This window comes from Actinospineispora eucalypti (genome assembly GCF_039543365.1).
In the GTDB taxonomy this organism is placed as follows: Bacteria; Actinomycetota; Actinomycetes; order Mycobacteriales; family Pseudonocardiaceae; genus Pseudonocardia; species Pseudonocardia eucalypti.
The window spans coordinates 169,071-190,942 of sequence record NZ_BAABJP010000052.1 but is presented as its reverse complement, the minus strand read 5'-3'; the positions used below and the strand labels follow the sequence as shown (position 1 = coordinate 190,942).

Sequence of the window (21,872 nt, the reverse complement as noted above, 5' to 3'; positions counted from 1 at the left end):
GCCGAGCCAGCGGGTCCGGTTCACCATCACCGCAACGAGGGCGGCGGCCACCGTTCCGACCGCCACCGCCGCGATGGTCACGGCAACGTGCGCCGCCAGCCAGTCCCGCAGCCACGCGGCCGGGCCGTCGGTGGCCAGCCCGAGCCCGGCAAACCCGGCGCCGACCGAGGCGTGACGCCCGTACCCGTCGCGACCGTCGGCCTCACCCAGCGCCCGCAGCGCGGCCGCGGTGTCGGTGATGAGACGCGCCCGCGCGTCCCGGTCCGCCGTGTCCCGGACCCGCCGCATCAGCTCGGCGAGCACGCCGTCCGCGTCGGGCGCATCCGGCCGGCGGGTGAGTTCGACGAGTGCGGTCACCAGGTCCCGCCAGCCGGCGTCCAGGCCCGCCGAACGGAGCGGCTCGATGGCGTCGCGGTAGCCCACCAGCCGCTCGTCGATGCCGGGTCGGTCGAGGTAATGAACGTCGAACCAGGCCGGCGCCGGCGTGTCTCCGAGCAGCTGGGTCACGGCAGCCGGGGTGGCGCCACGGCCGAACCGGTCCAGCAGGTCGAGCTGCAGCTCGAGCTGGCGGGCGCGCAGCCCGCCGATCGGCGCCTCCGGCACCCCGGCCAGCGTGCTGAACGCGGCCCTCATCCGTGACCAGAACGCGTCGTCGGGCTCGAAGGCGGGGTTGGCGAGCAGCGGGCTCGCCCAGTGGATGAACTCCAGCTCGGGCCGTAGCCCAGGGATGCGTTCGACCACGGATGCGTCGGCGAGGGCGAGTGGTTCGAACGGGTCCCTGGGGACGCGGCCAAGCCAGTCCAGGATGGCCAGCACCAGCGGCGACGGGTGGTAGTACAGGAACCCGGGTAGCCCGGTGCTGGAGGCGGTCGGGCCGCCGTGCCGGTTTTCCGCCGCCCAACGGTGCAGGGCGTCGGTGTGGATCGAGCGCAGTACGTCCGGCAGGTGGCGCCGCTGGGACTCGGTGAGCTCCGGGTGGGTAGCCAGGATGTGCTCGACCAGCAGGTGCATCGCCAGGCCGTGGACGATCCGTTCCTCTTCCAGGTGCGGCGTGTTGGTCAGCCCACCCAGGGGGATGCCCAGCGCAACGGACAGCCCGACGGCGAGGGCGTCCGCGCCCAACCGACCACCGGTGGCAACCCGGTATGCCCCCGCGAGCACGTGGCCCAGCTCGTGCCAGCCGACCAGCCGCAACGCGAGATCGAACGCCTGCTCGGCCGTGATCGGGTGGTCGAGCTCGGCGAACACCGCGGCGATGTCGTCGGCGATGTCGGCCACCAGCGACCGGGAGATCCGCAACTCGCTGCCGTGCACGAAGCTCGTCCCGGTGTCCGACCATGCGGCGTTGGCCGCCACTGTCGGGATCCACGCCGCGAGCGCGTCCCGGGTGCCCTGGTTCAGCGGAAGCCCGGATACCCGCTCCGGGAAGCCGTTGACCAACGCGAGCAGGCGGGCACCGAGCGGGTCCTCGGCGGAGATCCGCTCGGCCTGTTCGGCCGTCTGGAGGGTCACCGGCAGCGCCTCGCCGGCCGTTGGGGCCGGCCCACCCACCGGCTCGACCGGCACGTACCACACCGCCGTGTCGTCGAACGACGGCCGCAGCCGCGGATGCAGCCGGATCGCCCTGGTCGCCAGGGTTGCGGTCTCCGCCGAACCACCCAGATCGTCGAGCAGGTCGGCCAGCGTGCGTTCCTGACCCGGCAGCTGGCTCAGGTGCTCGGCCAGCACATCACCGACCGCGAAGGCACGCTTCCGCTCCGTGTCGGCCGTGCCGTCGGCCGGGATGTTCCGCAGCACGGCCGTGACCGCCACAGCCAGGTCGGCCGGGCCGATGCCGAGCAGGCGCGCCAGCCACGCCGGAGGACCGCGCGCGATGATGATCCACACCAGCAGCCCGGTGACGGCGACGAACACCATTGCGACGGCCCCGACGGGGTGGCTGGCCAGCAGGTCGCGAAGCCAGGCGAGCGGGCCGTCGGCGGACATGCCCAACCCGGCAAGCCCGGCACCGGCTGAGGGGTGGGCCGGCCGGGAGTGCTCCGGCCGATGGTTGTCGCGGCGCGGGGCGTAGACGGCGACCGTGGGGTGATCGCCGCCGCCCCGGGCCTTGGCGAGCGCGACGATGACCCGGGCAGCGGACATCGGGTCGGCGGCGCTGGTGATCACCCGGTGCAACAGCCGAGGGTCCAGGTAGCGGGTGACACCGCGGTTCACCGCGAGCAGCCACTCGCCCTCGGCCAGCCGGAAGCCGTGCGGGGTGATGGCGTCGACCGGCAGCGGGGTGCCCATCAGCTCGCCGGGGACTTCCCCGTCGACCTGGCTGATCCCGTCCGGGGTGACCCGGTACAGAACGCTGTCGCCGAACGCGACGGTGCTGGCGTGCCACCCGCCGCCGTCCACCGGCGTGATCAACACCGACAGGTAGGTGCTGGTCGTGCCGCCGGTCGGCTGGGTGGCCAGCACTGCCCGGTTCGCTTCGTGCGCGGCGTAGCCGGCGAGCCAGGCGGGGTCGGCCAGCGCCGTCGTCGGTGAGCCGAGCTGGATCGCGGTGCCGGTCTCGGCGACATTGTGCGCGGCTTCGTTGGGTCGCGCGCCGGAGCCGTCGGCCAGCGTGCCGGCGAAGATGCCGCCGGGCAGCCAGCCGAACGCGCCGGCGCTGTGGTTGACGCCATGGGACGGATCGCCCCGGTCGCTGACCAGCGCCGCGGTTACCCCATCCCCGGCGACCAGGAACTCCACCCGGGTGGGGTCGGCGGCATCCCAGGTGGAGGTGACCGGTGCCCGGATCGGATCACCGCTGGCCAGCCGGATCGGCAGCGTCGCGGGCAGCGGCCGGACGCCGACGAGCTGGTAGCGGTCCGTCTCCGGCTGGGTCAGCCGGACTTCGAGCACCCCGGTGGTGTGCGGCTCGGCGCGCGCGACCGGACGCTCGTCCGCGATCTTCACCAGCAGCTCGCCGTCGGTGGTCCATTCGAGGCCGACCAGCTCGCCCCGGCCCAGCGCGGTCAACAGCCAGCCGAGCCGGTCGGCCGGGTTCAGCACGGCGGGCAGCCAGTCCTCGGCGTCCGTGGCGATCGCCGCGAGCTCCGCATCGTCGATCGCGATCGCGGCGTGCACACCGACCGAGGCCAGCAGGCTTGCCAGGTGCGCGGTCGCGCCCTCGAAGCCCGCCCCCAGCGGCGGACCGAGCCGCTCCGTCCGGTCCGGGTGGGCTGTCCGCGCCTCGGCCAGCCGGGCGGTGGCGGCCGCGAGGCGTTCGGTGACCGGGCGAGCAAGGTCGGTCGGCAAGCCGGCCGCGGCAAGCTCGTCGGGGGTGAGCTCGGCCAGGTCCAGCTCGGCACGGGCCAGCGCGGCGGCCGCCCGCGCCAGCCGCTCGGCCGCCGGGTCGCCGGCCAGCCATCCCGCCGCGAGCAACAGCTCGGTCGCCGCGCGGACCACGGTCAGCAGCAGCTCGCCGTGCCGGTCGTGCTCGGCGCCGGACCACGGCCCCTTGGCGTGCCGCAGCTCATGGCCGACAAACTCCCGCCACCACTGCTCGTCCAGCAGGCCCGCGCTGGTCAGCTCCATCAACAGCGCCCAGGTCGGGCCGAACACCACCAGCTCCGGGCCCTCGGGGCCCAACCAGCCGTAGCCCAGCAGCCGGTCCGGCAGATCCCGTAGCCGCCTCGGCAACAGCGGGCGGGCCCGCTGGGTGTCCAGCACCTTCACCAACAGCCCGGTAAGGCCGAACGGCAGCGGTTGATACCCGGGAGTCCCGGCACGCTGCTTCAGCTCGGGCAGCTGGTACTCGAACCGGACGCGGGCGTCGGCGTCCATCCCGCCGCTGGACACGTCACCACCGGCGCCCGGCCCGAAGGGCCGGAACCCGAACACCGCGGCGATGCCGGGCCCGACCAGAGCGAGCAGCCCGAACGCACCGAGCGCGGCCGCGAGCCCCAGCCAGGCCAGCCGCGCCAGCCACGGCTTGGCCGCCCCGTCGGCCGCCTGGTACCCGAGCATCGCGGAGAGGGCGACTGTCACCCCGAGCACGCCGGCGACCATGGCGGTCTTGACCAGCACGGTGAGCAGGACGCCGGCGAACAGGCCCGGATACACCAGCCACAACGGCTGGGTGTCCAACCAGGCCGAGAACCTCCGCAACATCTCACCCGGCGGGTCCCGAGCGCCCTGGCCACCGGCCCGCGAGGCGCTGGTCGGCGTCCCCCGGCCGTGCATCCGCAGCCAGGTGTCCACCGGCAGGACCAGCGCACTGGGCAGGGCGGCCAGCAGCCCGGTGTAGGCCAGCCCGGCGAACGCCGAGGCCACGTCCTTGCCGTATTGCCGGTGCAGGACGTCGACCAACGCGGACGACATGAGCATGCCGACCGCCCAGCGGGCACGCGACCACCGGTCGAACGCGACCCCCTGGTAGGCGGCGAGCTCGCCGAACAGCGTGACGAGGCGCTCGACGCCGCCGTTCGGCAGCCGCAGCTCCAGCGGCTCGCCAGGCTCACCGAGCAGCCCCGCCTGCCACAGCAACGGGTCGTCCAACTCGTCTGTCGTCGAGACGGTGTAGCGGGTGATCCGGTCGTGCACCTGGGCGAGCTCGCCGATCAGCCGGTCGCGCTCATGGGTGTCCAGCCCGGGTGTCTGCTCGAGCAACCCGGCCAGCTCGGCGGCCACCTCCCGAACCAGCCGCCGCTCGGCACTCTCTTCGCCGGGCTTACTCGGCCAGCGAGTCCGGTTCACCAGCACGGCGATGACGGCGGCGGCCACCGCGACGGCCACGGCCAGGTGCGTCGCCAGCCAGTCACGCAGCCAGACGAGCGGGCCGTCGGTGGCCAGCCCCAGCCCGGCAAGCCCGGCGCCCACCGAGGCGTGCCGCCGGTACCCGTCGTGGCCGTCGTCGCGGACCGTGCTGTCGCCGCCCAGCTCGTCCAGCGGTGCCTTGGCCGCGTTCACGGCCCGGCCGGCCACGGCGACGCGTTCCCGCGCTTCATGCGCGGCGGTCTCGGCGCGGTCCCGTTCCTCGACCAGCTCGGCGGCCCGCTGGTACAGCCACTCGGCCAGCTGGCCGGTCATATCCGCCCAGCCGACGTCCGCGCGGTCGGGCTCGTGGCCGGTGAACAGCGCCCGGATCCGGGCACTGTCCGCCTGCCTCACGGCCTCGTCGGCGTCCCGCGCCGCGGCCTGGGCCAGCATGGGGGCCGCGTCCGAACGCAGTTGCAGGCTCTTCGCCCGGTGGACGGCCTCGGTCGCGTGGGCCACCGCCGAGGCGTGCGCGGCTGTGCTGGCTTGGTAGCGCAGCCAGGCCCGCCGCCGGCCGTCGGTGGGGGGTGTGGCGGCGAGCTCAGCGGCCAGCTCCTCCGCTCGCCGGTCGGCGGAGGCGACGTCGGCGGCCGCCATTTCGGCGAGGGCGTCGTCGACCTGCGCGCGGTGCTCCAGCGAGGTGGCCCACAGCACGAGCGCCTCGTTGTTCCGACCGGCCGACCGCGCGAGTTCGGCCTGGTCCATCGCCTCGTGTGCCCGATCGAGCGCATCGGCGGCTCGAGGCAGCTCCTCATCCTCGAGCGAAAGACCGCCGCGCACGAAGGTTGCGATCACCTGCCGCAGGGCGGTGTCGCGCGCGCTGCCCGGCTCCCCGGCGCCCAGGACGGTGGTCATCTCAAGCACCATCCCGGCGATCGGCCAGAACTCCGGGCTCCCCTCCAGCGAGGTGAGCAGCGCGGACAGCGTCCGCCGGGTGTGCGCGGCATGGTCGGTGATCTCACCGGTGAGGTGGCTGCCGTACTCATGGTCGATGATCAGTGCCCGCTGCTCGACGGGCAGCGCCTCCCACCAAGTCTCAAGCACGTAGACGCGCCTGAGCTCGATGATCGTGTGCGCGACCACGCTCACCGCGACCCGGGCGCCTAGCGCCGAGGCCACCTCGGTGGCCGAGACCAGCACCACGTCCGGCGGCGGACCGCGCTCGGACGACCAGCCATACTCGTCCGGCCGAACCGCCCGCACCGGGTCCAGCCGAGGCAGCGTCTCCTCCAGCGCCAGCTCCCACCGTGCCTCGAAGTACCAGGCCAGCGGGCCGCTGTGGCCGCCGTCCTGGCCGAAGTAGCGCTGCTTGTCGGCGATCTTGTCTCGCAGCGCGAGCAACCCGTCACGGATCGACTCGGCGCGCCCGGCGCCGCCCACGTCCGGGATCATGCGCAGCGCGCCGTCCACCCGCTGCGCCCAGTCTGCGAGCTGGTCGAGTGCCTCCTGGAGGCTGACCCTGCCTTGGATCGGCCCGATCACTCCGACGGTTTCGAAGCCCTCGACCATGACCCGCTCGGCCAGGCTCAGCGCGTCCACGGCGGCGGTACCGAACTGGCGGGCCTCCACCAGCTCCGACAGCCGGTCGGCACGAAGTCGGACGACCGGGGCCAACCGCTCCAGCGCGCGCACCGACTCATTCCGGTCGGCCAGCGGGCCGAGCTGTGACTTCAGCACCATGGCCGCCGTGTCGACGCGCTCGGCCAGCCCGCTGGCGGCGGCCAGCTGCACGGCCAGCCAGCCGCCATCGCCGCTGGCGGACCACCAGGCCAGCAAGTCCTGGATGGCGACCAACCTCGGCTCGATGTAGTGGTCGGAGCGGACCAGCGCCACCCGCTCCTCGGCGTACCAGCGAGCCAGCAGCTCCCGCACCGGGTCCCCGTCCGGAACCAAGCCGGAGTCGGTCAGTCCCTCTGACACGCCCAGCAGCCACTCCGGCGGGCCGAGCACGGCCAGCCGCAGGTCCTCGACCAGCCGGACCAGCCGCGCCTGGTGGTCATCGCGCAGCTCCCGAAGCTCGGCAAGCAGGGCCAGCCGCTCCCGCTCGTGCGCTTCAGCCGACTCCGGCGCGTGCCCGATCGCCCGGTGCCAGAAGTCCCGGACCTCGGCCAGCACGTGGTCGCGCAGCGCGGGCGAAAACAACCCGGCGAGCTCGACCATGTCGACGGTCTCGGCCACCAGCGACTCGTTCACCAACCGGTCGCCGGTCGACGTGCTGAACGCGATCACGCCGTCGAGCGGATCCCGGGCCTTGCGTCGATAGCTGGCCACGGAAACCAGCTCGACCCCGGCCTCGGTGCCCAGTACCTCGAGCTCCCGGTCGAGCACACCCAGCAACGGCGAGCGAGGCGGCACGCGCCGGCTCAGCTCACCGGACATGCTCCACAGCTCCAACGTGGCGACCCGGTCGGCGATCACCTCGGCGGTCACGCCGAGCGGCAACTCACCGAGGAAATCGAGGGCGCGCAGCGCGGACAGCGTCCGCCGGGTGTGCGCGGCGTGGCCGGTGATCTCGCCGGTGAGGTGCCCGTGCTCGTGGTCGATCACCCGCGAGCGCTGGGCGGGACTGAGCCGCTCCCACCAGGTGTCCAGCACATAGACGCGCCCGGCGAGCGTCACCGTGTAGGCCATCACGTTTGCCACCACATGGAGCCCGATCTCGGGCCCCAGCCGCCGGGCCAGGTCGGCGGCGGACACCAACACCACATCCGGCGGCGGCCCCCGCTCGGACGACCAGCCGTACTCCTCCGGCCGCACCACCCGGACCGGCTCCGCTTCGAGCAGAGCCAACGCCAGCGGCATCGCCCAAGCCTCGTCGAAGTACCAAGCCAGCGCCCCGTCGTGGCCGCCCCCACCGGGCAGCTGCCGGTAGGCCGCCAGCACCGCGTCGAGCGCGGGAGTGGATCGGCTGGTCACCGCGTCGAGCGCGGCAAACAGCTCCCGGCGGGTTGTCGCGATCAGCCCGGCGACCACCTGGTCGGGAGTCCGGGGGCGAGCGGCCAGCGACTCGCCGGCGAGCGCCGCGTTGAGCTCGATGTAGGTCTGCTGTCGCCGTTCCCGGCGCAGCCGGTCGAGATCGGTGCCGACCAGCCAGTCCAGTTCGTGGCGCACCAGCATGTGTTCGTCACGGGCCAGCCGCGCCGCCTCGATCTCCAGGTTCAGCCGCGCCGGCACGTCGACCCGCCCGGTGGTCAGCTCGGCCAGGTCGGCGAGTCGTTCGACCAGCTCAACGATCCTGTGGACGAGATCGGTCTGTCGCGCCTGCCACTGCTCGACCGCGTGCTCCCAGTCGTCCCGGTAGTCATCCACCACGAAGGCGACCTGCTGGTCGAGCAGGCGGCGCCCGGCCGCGAGCGCATCGAACAACAGGTCCGGCTCGCCGAAGCCGCGCCCACCCCAGTAATCCTCGGCCTGCTTGCTCAGCAGCCAGTAGTTACGCACGGCGGCGGTGAGCAGGTCGTTGTCGAATTCGCCGAGGGGGTCGGTGAGCTCTCCGCCGCGCAGCAGCCGGATCAGCGCGAGGTTGCGGTGCGCCAGCAACACCGCCCGCTCCGGCGCCTCGGCGGGTGGTTCGTCGCCGGCCCGCAGGATCGCGCGCAGCTCCGCCTGGCGCCGCTCGTCGAGCCAGCGCCGGTCATTGGCCGAGAGCGGCCCTTCGCGGTGCCCCAGCCATTCGATGCGGCGCTGATACCCGGCAACCTCCCACCAGGCGAAGTACTTGCCCAGCGAGATCTTCAAGGACCGTGTGTCGGCCGCGTGCTGCTCACCGGTCAGACCCTCGAGCGCCAGCGCCAGACGCCGCGCCGGCGCACCCCTGCCGAACAACCCGGCCGGGACCACGGCGGCGGCGAGCTCAGGATGGTGCCGGCCGATCGTCACGGCGATGACCACCGCCGCGACCACCGCGAGTGCCCCGCCGACCCCCGGCGGCCAGCCCCGGCGGGACGTCTCGCCACCGGCGTCCGACTGGGCCTCGCGGAGCGCCGCGGTCAGCGCGGCGCGGCCGGTGCGGTAGCCGGTGCCGGCGAGCGTGTCTGCCGGCCCATCGTGGTAATGCCACGGTTCGGCATCCCAGTGGAAGATCGCCAGCACCGGATCCGGCGGCACCTGGCCCGTGACGCGCGCCGGGGCCTTTGCGCCCGACCCGAGCACCCGCTGGGACGGCACCGGCGGCAGCGCGTCGTACATCCGCTGGTACTCGTCGCGCAGCCGTTCGGCCAGCTCGGTCAGGCGGCGTACCTCGGCGGTCTCCGGCAGCTTCGCATCGGCCAGCCGGGTGAGCACCCCGGCCATCTCGTCCGCGATCGGACCGGGTACGAGCTCCATCCGCTGGCCGAGCTGGACCGCACGCTCAGCGGGGTCCTCAGCCGTGAGCGCCTCGAGCGTCCACAGGTTGACCCGCACCAGCGTCCTCGCCCAATGCAGAGCGTGTTGCTGCTCAACGGTCATCCGGCGCGATCCGCCGCGCTTGTCCCCCTGCTCCTCGGCGATCCAACGGCGCAGGGTGCGGCGGTTGACGCCGACCAGCCGGGCGGTCTCGCGGTGGGTGAGCCCCTCCCGCATGGCGGCGAGCGCGGACCGGCGCTGGCTGTCGGTCAGATCGTCCGGGAGGACGTCCCAGAACCGCATGGCCGGCCAGTCCAGCCAGATGCGGTCGGTGTCCACGAGATATCCACCGCGGACGACGTAGCGCGCGCTGTTCCAGACGGCGGACAGGAACCGCGGGTGACCGAACAACCGCGACACCAACGGCAAGCGCACCTCGCTGGTGAACGCGAACCGCAGGTAGATCCCGACGAGGATGATCCCCTCCGCGAGCGCCGTGGGGAACTCCAGAAGCCGCCGAGCCAGGATCACCGGCAACGCCGGCAGGGCACGCACCAGACGGACCAGGGTGCGCACCGGGTGGCGCGGCTCGACCGGCAGGCTGGCGATCGTGGTCAGCCCCACGCCGATGGCCAGCACACCGGCGCCGGCCGCGACGGACAGCCCGAGCAGCGGCACCCCGGCCAGCGCCGCCACACCGGCCGCCGCCGTGCCGAAACTGGTCAGGGTGACGGCGACCGCGTGCCGGGACAAGGCACGCCCCATCAGGTTGTGGTGCACGTGGTAGAGCACGGCGGCGACCGTGTTGGCGACCAGGCCGACCGCCCCGATTGCGGCACTCGCCCAGGGGATGCCGGTGAGCAGCTGCCCGAAGCCGATCACGGTTCCGGTGAACACGGTGGCCAACCACACGGTGGTCACCCCGATGCCCACCCGCAGCCGTGCCAGCAGCCGAGGTGTGGACACCCGCTCCGCGCTGAGCGCCACATAGCTCGGCCCCACCGAGATCACCACGGTTCGGAGCAGGCCGGCCAGCGTGGGTACCACGGCACCGCTCAACACGATCAACGCTGCCCTCGGCACCCCGTGACCGACCAGCGAACCGGGCGGATACATGGCGTGGAACCGCTCGAACGCCGCGAAGTTGGCGATCACGTAACTGGTGAGCACGGCGACCGCCATCACGGCGAGCACCTGACGGGCGGTGCGGGCAGCCTGGATGCGCGGCCACTGGCTGGCGAGCGGGGTGCCCTTCACCGCCTCCGGGACCTCGAGCGAGTCGGCGGGATCATCGCGGACGGTGGCGGCGCCGGGCGGGGCCGGCAGGCCAGCCAGCGCGGCGTGGCCGGCCAGACGCAGCGCGCCCTCCGCCACAACCACCGCGACCACGAGCGCGCTGACGTATACCCAGATCCCGCTGACCAGCGCCGCCGCCGCGAACCCGGCCAGCCCGGTCACGCCCACCGCCGCCATCGCGACCCATACCGGAACCCGCGCCACCCTCGGCGAAGTGGCCGACTCGGCGACCCGAACCGCGTACGCGGTCAACGCCACCACCGCTACTCCCGCCCCGCCGACCAGTACGCCCATGAACACCTTCGGTGAGGTGGCGTCCAGCGGGGACGCGCCAGCGAAGTACCTCGACAAGGTCAACCCGGCCATGCCGACGATGAACAGGGCGTCCACCAGCACCGACCCGACCAGCGACAAGATCCTTGGCCCCGCCCGCCGCCGATCTCCGGTGTCCCGCAGGACCAGCGAACCGTCGTACTCGGTGTCCGCTGGCAAGAACGCCGAGGTGGTCGCCGCGGCCCACCGGAGCACCACCCGCTCGGCCAGCCACTGGACGCCCCGCTTGAGCAACCGGAAGGCCCGCACACTCAGCCAGCCCAGCAGGACACCGACCACCGTCACACCGATCCAGACCACCATCGGCGGGACGGAGGCGATGACCGCGCCGACGTTCGCCGCGGCCGCGGGCGCGGCGAACAGCACCATCAACGCGACCGGCCCACCGAGCACCACGGCAATCCGCGCGACCGCGCGCCCCCCGACCAGCACCCAACCGAGCCCAACCGCGGCGGCCACGCCGAGCACCAGCCACCCAACCCACGACGCGACATGCACGCCACCCACGCCAAGGCCGAGCAGGCCCACGGAGAGCATGCTGGATCGGGTCGGCGCATCCTGGTGGTCAGGCTCGCGATGGCCGAGTGCGTCGAGGACGCTTCGGAGGATGTCCTCGAAGTTGTTGCTGCCCTCGTTGTAGACGGTGAACGCCTGCTCGATGCTCAGCAGCGCGCGAGCCTGCCCGAGCAGTCGCCGGACCGCGCCATCGGCGATGGTGCGCGGGTTGTCCAGGGCAGCCACGACGTCGACGGCCGCTTCGGTGGGGAAGTAGCGCAGGCGGAAGCGCCGGAAGTCGTGTGCGCCCGGATCGCTTTCATCGTTCTCCCGGGTGGCGAGCTCCAGGTGCCACACGACGACCAGCTGGCCACTCACCACCGCCTCGTGGCGCCCGGCCAGCTGCTCGGCCAGTTCCTTGACGGTGATGCCAGCGCGAGCGTTGCCGGTGAAGGTCCGCAAGAACCTCATCGGCGTCTTGGCGGACGGGGCCAGCAAGCCGGTGAGCCGGGGATCGGGCAGGTTCCGCAAGCCCGCGAGCGCGGCAACGACCTCGCTGGGCGTCGCGGTCCGACCGATCACCAGGGCGAACCGCTCGATCTCGGCCCGATAGGCGTCGTGGGTGATCCCGGCCGGGTTCGCGAGATCGTTCAGCAGCTCCCGGGTGGACCCGGTGGCGTGATAGCGGGTGCCGTCCGCGTCAACCGTGCGGGTGAGCAGCCGCGCCCGGGTCAGCAGGTCGAGCCACTCCGCTTCGTTGCCGCCGCGCTCGGCGGCGTAGCCGGTGTCGGCAGCCGCGACGCGGTGCAGCAGCGCCCACACCGAGTCGGCGGTCACGCCGGCCGGCAGCGGAGCCAACTCGGCGTTGAGGATCCCGGCCAGCTCGGTGACGAGGGCGATGAACGCGTCCGTCGTGTGCAGCTCCTCGCGCAGGCTCATATCGCCGTCCCGAAGCATCCCGGCGAGCCGCCACAGCCGTGCGAAGGTGACCGGGTTGAGGTGCGCGTCCAGCGCGTCCAGCGCCTCGGCCAGCCGCTGGGCAAAACGGGTCGTGGTGTAGCGCTGCGCGTATCCGCCGGAGGCGTGGATCAGGTCCACGTCCACCTTGGCCAGCACCAGCAAGCGAGACTTGAGCCGTCTCGCCGGCGCCGCTCCCGGAAGGTCGATCAGCCCGCGCCGGGCGATGCCGTCGGTCCCCGCCCCCGGAATCACGTCGAGCATGTGCGCGACCGAGGCGCGAGGCGCCAGCCGGGCCGTGCCGGACAGCGGGCCGTCGGCGATCTTGCCGATCCGCTGGAGCAGGCGATCGAGGTCTTCCCCGACATTCACCAGGTACGTGTCGGTGACCGGTCCCATGAGCAGCGCGCCGAACACCCACAACACCGCCAGGTCTTCGCCCTGGTAGTCAGCGGGGTCGTCGAGCGCGGCCAGCAGGTCCAGGACGTGCTCCGAGTCCGGCAGCTGATAACGGTCGGAGGTCAACCACAACAGACCCAGCCTGGCCAGCACGGGCAGCCACACCTGAAGCGCCTGCTCGCTGATCGCCGGCAGGAGCGCGGCCAGTTCGCTGGGAGTCAACCCGTCGGGGTAGTCGACGAGCGACTCCAGCACGGCCCGGACCGAGTTCGCCGGCACCAGGTCCCAGTCCCCCGGCGTCGACTCGTCGACCAGGCCGAACACCTCGCGCACCGCGGCCGCGATCTGGTGCATCGGCACCGTGGTCGGCGCGAACGCCACGTCCGGCGCCAGCCACCGCCGCACCATGGCCAACGCCCACCGAGGACGATCGGCCGGGTAGGTGCCGGGGTGCTCCAGGTAGCCCAGCAGCTCGGGCAGGCGCGCCGCGGCGTGGTAGCGGACGCGCGAACGGCCCCTCGGCAGGTCCTCGACCGTGCGGACGATCAGGCCTGCCCTGCGCAGCTGCCACACCCGGTGATCGAGCGAGGCGGGGGACAGATCCGGGAACCGCCTGCCCAGCTCCTGTCGAGTGATCCCACCGGTTGCCGAACCCACCGTGTTCAAGATCGGCAGCTGTAGGCTGACGAGCGCTACCGCCGGGCCGGACGACTGGGCCACGTCGGGATCGAGCACCTGGTCGAACGCGTACCGGTGCGCGACCAGGGCCTCCGCCAGCGGCCGGCCGGCAAGCAGTTCGGCGACGATCGCTTCGGCTTCGGTGGCCGGGTCGGTGTCCGGGCGGATGATGTCCAGCAGCCTCCGGCCGCGTTCGGTCAGCTCGTGGGTGAAGCCTTGGCTGCCCTTGACGGTGTGCACGAGGCTGAGCTCGGCGAGCGCCTCCAGCCGGGGACGCAATGCGCTCCTCTGCCACCCCCGCACTGCCTCGACCAGCTGGCGCAACAGCATGGGCCGGAGGCGAAGGGCCTCCAGCACCTGCCGTATGCCGGGGCGCGTGGGCTCGGCCCGGCGAACGGCCAGGGTGATCTCGGGCTCGGGGAGCGTTTCGGCGCTGTCGGTCGCCGCCGGCCCGAGCACCTGGTCAAACGCGTTCTCGTGCGCGACGAGGATGTCCGAAGCCGGCCAGCCGGCAAGCAGTTCGGCGACAATCGCTTCGGCGTCGCCGATCGGCTCGGCATCGGCCGGCACGGTGTCCAGCAGCCGACGGCCCCGGTCCGTCAGCTGGTAGACGAAGTACCGGTCGCGCTTGACGGTGCGCACCAGGCGGAGCGTGGTGAGCGCCTGCAGCTTGCGACGCAGCCCTTCCTTGTCCCGGTCCCACATGGTGTAGCTCAGCTGGCGCATCAGGGCCGGTCCGTTCACCAGCGCCGCAAGCAGATCACGCACGTTGGTGGGTCGGGGCAGGTCGTGTTCGCTGGTGGCGTCGGTGGGTGCGGGCCGCGTGGCGGTCGTCGTCGGGGTCGCGGCCAGGGGCGGGGATGGCGCGGCCCGTTGGGTGAATCGGGCCAAGGCAGCCCACATCACCGCCAACTCGATATTGCCGCCGTCCGACCAGTCCGGCCACAGGGTGAACAGCTGGGCGATCGCCGCAAGCTCCGGGTCGGCCAGCTTGGCCAGCAGCTCGGTGGGCCGCTCGGCGAGGTAGTACCGGCCGTCGCGGTGGAATGCCCAGCGCTCGGCGACCAGCATGTCCAGCACCGTTCGCACGGCTGCCTCGTCCCGGCCGAGCGCCTCGGCCAGGAGACCGCTCGTCGCGCCGCGCTCGGCGGCGAGCAGCTCCAAGAGCCGACCCAGCCCACGATCCGGGTCTGTGCCCGTCGGCAGCAGCGGCCGGGTGGCCAACAGGTCGACCACCATGGTGAGCGCCTGTCCGTCCTCGGCGGTGCGCCCGGAGGCCAACGCCTGCCTCGCCCGCATGACCGGCTCGTCCCCGAGCACGTTCTGCGCGATCATGATCGCGTTGTGTAGATCCGGGTCCCGAGGCCGGACCCGACCGGAGGGCAGCCACAGCAGCGCCCTGCCCTCGTCGTTGCGCTCGTAGCCGATCCGCACGTCGCCGTTGATCAAACCCAGGCGGCGGAGGAAGATCAGCGCTGCGTTGATCTCCACCGGATCGGCCTCGATGCCGTCGGCGCGCAGCCGCTCGGCCAGCTCGTCGACGCTGGTCCGGGGCCGGATCGCGGCCAACAGCTTGCGCAGGCTGAACACCGCCGCCACGCCCATCGCGCCGGCCCCCGGCCCGTGCGTGCTGACCGCCTCGCCGGTGGTCGCCGCCACCGCAGGGATGACATTGATCAGTATCGCCAGCGCGACGATGACCAGCGTGAACATCGAGTCGGTCAGCACCCGTCGCCACGGCGACCGCACGGTGGCCTGGGCGGGGATCTCCGGCTCGACCTCGAAGTGCGGCCAGTCGTAGATCTCGGTCGGTTCCTCGATGAGCACCGCGGCGCGGTTGCCCACGAACAGGGTGTGGCCGTCGCCGAACGCGACCGCGTCGACATCGCGCCACGCCATCCAGATGCGCAGGTCGCGCAACAACTCGGCCAGCCCGTCGAGGCCCCGCCGCTGCGCCGTCTCGATGTCGCGGGCCTGCCGCTCGTGGGCCTCGGCGGCGGTGATGACCACCGCGTCCCGGTCCAGGTACGCGACCAGCGGCACCCCTGACATCCGCTCGTGCTTGTGCGGGTACCCGGTCGAGAAGAAGTACCCGAAGCCGGGCGCGCCCAGCTCCACATACGCCTGGGACTCGGTGAACTCCCGGACCGTGCGCTCGCCCTCGAACCATCGGTGCATCGGGGTGTGCCCCACGTCCATCAGGTGCCCGGTGATGCCCACGTCCAGCACCCGGGGCGGCCCGCCCTTCCCCCGGGCCGACCAGACCAGGCCGGCGATGACCTCGATCGGATCGACGCCCGTGGTCCACACGCGCTCCCGGAACGCCATCACGTTCCGCAGCAGTCCCGGATCCCGCCGGCCCAGGCCGACCATGCGCAGCGCCTTGGGCGCGTCCGGGGTGCCGACCAGCGCCCGCCACACCGGTCCCGCCAGCTTCACCAGCGCGATGCCGACCAGCACCACGACCGCGGCCGACGCCGCCAGCCAGAGGTGGCCGCCGAGCCATTCATGCGTGCCCAACGCGCCCCCGACCAGTGGCGTCCAGCTCCGGTTCCGCGCCTCGCCACCGGCGTCGTCATGGGTGTCCAGGGGCTCCGAGGTCGGTGTCGGGCTTTCCTCCTGCTCGACGATGGAGGCCTCGTCCTGAGCGCCGCCGGTCCCCCACTCCGACCGTGACATGCCCGTCACCCGCTTGACCAGCCGGCGGAGGCCATAGACCTCGACCGCAACGGCCGCCACCCCGACCAGCGCGAGAGTCACCCCACTGGCCGTCGCCGCATGCGCCCCGGATGCATACGCATTTGCCGGCGCAGCGGTCAGCACCAGTGCACCCACCGCCAGGCCGAAGGTCACCGCGCCCCACCGGACCAGGCGCACCAACGGAGAACCTCGGGTCGGCTGCTCGGCGGTCGCGTCGTCCGGTGACGGAGCTCGCGGCCCGTTGATCAGGCGAGGGCGCTCCGACAGCGCGCCGGACACCCCGCCGGTGCTCGAGCCGGGCGGTTCCTGTGCGCCATCCGTCGTCGTGGTGATCTCATAGAGTCCGGCGGGAACCGAGCCCGGCCGGTCGTCGAGCGCCGGCAGGTATTCGCGCAGCCACAGCGGGGCGCCGGACAACGCCAGCTCGATCAGTTCCTGGTGGGTGACCTCGGTTCGCACCAGCCCGGTCGTCGGTACGGCCGGGGCCGTCGGCGGCGCCGGACCCAGCGGGGCGCCGTTGCGGCCGAACCGGGCCAGCCGAGAGGCCAACTGCCTGGGCAGCTGGTTCTTCGCCACGACTCGCTTGGCCCAGTCCAGACGCAGCGCGAGCCACAGGTGCAGCTCGTCGCTGGGCATCGCGGCGAGCAGCGCGTCACGCCGCCTGACCAGGTCGGCCAGCTGGGCAAGCAGCCGCGCCCGGCTCACCTTCCGGAACGTCGGGTACCACCGCACGAACTCCAGCAGGCTCGCCAGGTACGTGCGGTCGATGCGCCACAGCGCCGAGTCGAAGTCGATGCGGATGAGCGCACCGCCTTCACCCAGCAGCATGTTCCTCGGATTCACCCCGTCCCCGTCGTGGATCAGCGCGATCAGCGCGAGCACGTCGCGCATCTGCTGGCGGGCCCGCCACCGCGCGAACCCGCCCGGGTGCCTACGGGGTCCCAGCTCCACCGCCTCGACCAGGTCGCCGACCGCGAGCACCAACCGCCCATCGGGTCCGTACGCCTCGCGCGAGGCGATGGCCAGCTCGGAGGCCTGCGCCCGCCCGCCGCCGGCCCGCCACAGCGCGGTCCCAGTGGTGGAGAGGATCACGTCGTTCGGCGACCGCTCCCACTGCCGCAGCACCGCCAGCCGACCGTCCTCGAGACGCGCCAGCACGATCTTGTCCCGGCGGTCGCGGACTCTCTTCTGCGCGTCGAACACCTCGACGACGGTCAGCTCACCCAGCACCGTGAGTGGCAGCCCGATCGGCGGCGCCCTCGCCGGTCGCCAGAGGGGGATCAGCTGCGCGCGCAGCGCGGCCGCTTCCAGTTCACGGGTTGCCTCGTCGGTCGGGCCGCGCACCCGGTGGGTGACCTCATAGGCGACCAGGGCGCGCAGCAGCGCCGGGTCGAGCCGGGTCGCGGTCTCGGGCAGGTACACCACCCCGTTCACCGTGTAGGCGGCGATCTTGGTGGCGGTACGGGCGCCGACCTTTGCGGCCAGCTCCTCGGTGTCGAACCGGACCACCGGCACATCGGCGGGCGCGCCGGTTAGCCCGGCACCCAACGGGGTGAGCTCCAGCTCGAGCAGTGCCTCCTCCACCCACTGCCGCTCTTCACGGGTCAGCGGGTCGCTGTCCGGGTAGAGCTCCAGCGGCCCGTTCACCCCGCGCCCGGAGTCGCCCAAGCCAGCACTGTCGGCTGCTCGAGCCTGCGCGAGCTGGGCGGTGGCGGCGGTGAACCGGGAGTGCAGTTCCCCAGCCGGAACCTCGGCCAGAGCCATCCCGGCCTCGCCGAGCCGCGCGGCGATCCAGTCGAGCCAGTCGGCTATCGACCGCTCGTTATCGGTGATCAGGCTCAACTCGAAGAACAACCGCTCGACCAGCGCCAACCGGGACTCGGCGACCTCAGCCGGGAACTCCGGGGCGCGCTCGACGAACAGCGCGCTACGGTCGAGCACCGCGTACTCGCCGTACTCCATGTTCGGGTCGAGGGTGTTGGCATGCGGGACGCCCACCGCGCCGACCCCGTTCCAGACACCCCAGATGCCTTGCTCGCCCAACAACAGCGCGAACCTGGCCAGACCACGCCGCAGAGCCCGGGAAATGTCGCGGTTGCGTCGCTGCTTCATCTCCCGCTTCGAGATCAGCACCGTGTTCCGCGGCAGGTACGCCACGAGCAGCGCTCCTCGGCCGAAGGTCTGGTGTCCGTAGCCCATCGCGTGCATGAGCTCGGGGGCGAAGTAGTGCCCGTTGCCGTAATAGCCGTGGCCGACGAAGGGCTCCTCGCCGACGCGGAAAGCGGCCGCGAACTCGTCGGCCTGCTGCCCGTGCAACCCCCGGTACAGCGGCGTGTGCCTGGCCTCGACCAACTCCCGCCGTTCCCGCGCCGACACCTCCCGTGGCCGGGCGCCCGTGCCACGCGCGACCCACAGCAGGGCCAGAACCACGTCGTCCGGGTCCAGCCCGGCGGGCAGCTCAACCGCAGCGACCGCGAGGACCTTGCGCGCCAAACCGGTGTCCCGCCAGCCCAGGCCGACCATGCGCAGCACCCCGGGCCGGTTCGCCGAACCGATCAGTTCGCGCCAGGCCATCAGGCCACCGACAAACGCGCCGATCCCGGCCGAGACCACCGCGGCCCCGGCCACCGCGGCCAGCGCCGCGGCAGTTCCCACCGCCGCGGCCGCGAGCCGCTGCCGTGCGCTACCCCACCCCCGCACGCCGGCCGGCCGGACACCGGTGACGCGCAACGCCGCGAGCGTCCGCGCGGTGTGCCTATCGTGATCGGTGATCTCACCGCTGACATGGGCGCCGTACTCGTGGGCGATCACCAGGGCGCGCTGTGCCTTGTTCAGCCGGTTCCACCACGAGTCGAGCACGTAGATGCGCCCGTCCACGGTGGTGTAGGCGATCAGGTTCGCCGCCACCCGGGCGCCGACACCGCGTTTCCGCGACAGCTCGGCGGCCGACATCAGCTGCACGTTCGGCGGCGGTCCGCGCTTGCTCCACCAGCCGTACTCATCCGGTCGGACCGGGCGCACCGGAGTCATCCCGAGCAACGCGGCTGAAACGGCGGGTGCCCAGCGCTTCCTCCACCGCCAGGCCAGCGGGCCGTCGTGGCCGTGACCAGCCGGCGGGACCGGGCCACGGTCAGCTGGTTTGCCGACCAGACCGGTGGCCGAGTCGACCGACAGACCGATGGGAAGCTCGTCGAGGGTGGCCTTGATCTCCGCTGCGCTCACCCCGAGCCGAGCGGCCAACTGGTCGACGTGCATGGTGCCGGTCTCGCTGGCGGCGATGGCGGCACGCACGCCCTGCGCGATCTTCATCCGGTCGGCGAACTGGGCGGTCTGTGCCTGCGCCGGGTCGGGTTGCCGGCGCCAGCCACGGCTCGCCGGCTTCGGCTGCCCCCGATTCTTGATCTTGGCGAACAGGGCGATTCCGGCGCCGATCAGCGTCCCGACGATCGCGCCGCCCAGATGCGCCACGTTGTTGACCTCGACGATGGCGCCGTACCAGACCAGCCCGATCGGGATGAACAGCCAACCCACCCGGGCCAGCGCGCCGAGCAGCCGCCACGCCGGGTGCGGGAGCCGGTCCGGTTGTGCCGTCTCGACCTGGCCCGCCGGGGTGGGTGTCGCGTCGGCCGGGCGAGGTGCTGGGCCGATGCCGTGGCCGTGCAGGAGCGTGCGCACCGGGGCGGACAGCCACAGTTCGGCAACGGCCAGCGGCAGCGCGACCGCGAGCACGACCGACCACCACCCGCCCTGGCCGGACCAGCTCCACACCGCGAGACCAACTGGCATCGCCACGCCGACCACGACCGCCGCCGTGGTGTTCCAACGCCGCTTGATCGACCCGAACTGCGCAGGCAGCCAGTCGGTAGGCCGGGCCAACCAGAACGCCAGCGCCCGCAACCCGAACACCACACCGGAGGCACCGACGCCGTAGGAACCGGTGTTCCGCAGCGGCAGACCCAGCAGGGACGCGGTCGTGTGCACCGGTACGAGCGCGTGTAGCAGCAGGTCACCCAGCGAGCCACCCAGCAGCGAGCCGACGTAGACCGCGAAGAACCGCCACCAACCGAGCCGGCGCTCCACCAGCGCCCCGAACAGCACCAGGGCCGTGATGTTGCCCAGCAGGTGGCCGAAACCGATGTGGATGAAGCCGTTCAGCACCCACCGGCCGAACACGTTGCCGTCCCACAGACCGTCCGGGGCCAGCCCCAGGTCGTGCCGCAGCCTGATCCAGCCGAGGTCGTCACCCACCGCCGGGTTCGAGCTGGACATCCAGATGAACGCGGTGATCGCCACCAGCGACCAGGTCACCCACATCGACCTCGCCCGCTGCCACAGTGCGCCGAACCCGTGCGCGGCCCACAACCGCACCGCCAGCACACCCAGCACCACCAGCGGGAACAGCGACAACGGCGGCACGTACATCGCGACCTCACCGGTCGCCCCGGCCTCATCCGCGTACGCCGAGGCGACCGGACCGAACAGCACCAAACCCGCGGCCAACCCGGCAGCGGCGGCGATCCGGGCCAGCACCGGCGGGGCACGTTCGGCCAGCCCCCGAGCCAGTGCCCGCAGCCGCGTCCACAGGTTGGCGAGCAGCCCGACCCGTGCCGCCACGACCACCGCAACGCCCACCGTCACGGCCAACCCCAACAGGACCGAGCTGTGGCCGAACAGCGGTACACCGGCGAGCGGAAGCAGCGAGGTCGACGTGTCGCCCTGGCTCCGCTCCCGATCGGCCAGGAACCGCTTCGCCGTGCGCGCCGAAGCAAGCAGAGTTACCGGCCGACCCAACTCGACCCATTCCACCGGCCCGCCCGAGGGCATGGTGTAGGGCGCGTCGTCGCGTGCGGTCACCACACCGGCCCACGTCGGCTGTCCCGCCGGACTCACGGTGACGGCGACACCACCGGAGAAGCCATGCCAGGCGGGCGCATCCACCACGATCATGCCGGCCGGGACATCGGGGCCGGCTTGCGAGGGATCGACCGGGCCGAGCACAACGGTCGACCAGGCGGGCCGATCCGCGCGGTCGGCATGTTCGGCGAAGAACATCGCCACCACGGTGCCCGCCGGCAGCTCCGCGTCGGCGAACTCGACGCCAGGCGCTCGTCCGGCAAGCCCCGGCACGCGCAGCCGTGCCAGGTCCGCGACCCGGTCCACGTCGGCCCGGTCCAGCCGCGCCGGCTGCCCATCGACCCGCACCCTCGGCAGCGCACCGTGGTTCACCACGTGGGAAGCGGTCAGCACCTCGCCGTCCCGCCACGCCAGGCCAAGCCCGATGGGCCGCCACACCGGGATCAGCCCGCCAAGGTCACCGACCCTCGAGTCAGGCTCGCTGATCTGCACCAACGCGCGTTGCGCGGTCTGGACCGCGGTGGCGTCGAGGCCGACGCCGGGCAGCGTGGACGCGATGGCGAGAGCGTGATCCTGGTCCGCCCAGTACCTGTCGTCGCCCATGGGCAGCAGCCGCCGCAACGTCGCGGCCAGGTCCGCCGGGATCTCGGCGCCCCCCGGGAGGGCCCGGTTCGGGTCGAGCAGCACCTCGCCCAGCCGCCGGACGCCATCCCTGTCGGGCGAGTCGGCGATGGCCGCCAGCAAGGCAAGGTCGACGTATGCCGTGCGTGTGGTCAGCCCCGAGTTCCGCCGCGAGCTCCGCTCCACCACGGGGTCGTCCGACAGGTAGAACAGCACGTGATCGTGCCCGGCACCGGCCTGCGCGTGCCACGCGTACCCGGCCATGGCGATGATCCGCGAGAACCCGGCCTGCCGAACCCGCGCCTCGTCGAGCCCGAACAGCACCGCCACCTGAGCGGCCCCCAACGACACGATCACCGACGGCTGCCATGCCCGGCCCGACGCCCCGAGGGCCGCGGTGAACCAGCCACGGGCCTGCTCCTCCG

General features: G+C 72.7%; 1 protein-coding gene (only partly in view). It reads right to left on the bottom strand.

The whole window is internal to a rhomboid family intramembrane serine protease gene (locus tag ABEB12_RS35890; RefSeq protein WP_185063161.1) on the bottom strand: the coding sequence, 122,763 nt in all, runs 59,379 nt past the left edge and 41,512 nt past the right edge, and what appears here is coding positions 41,513-63,384, spanning codon 13,838 (partial) through codon 21,128 (complete); reading right to left, the first codon wholly in view occupies nucleotides 21,868-21,870. Both the start codon and the stop codon lie outside the window.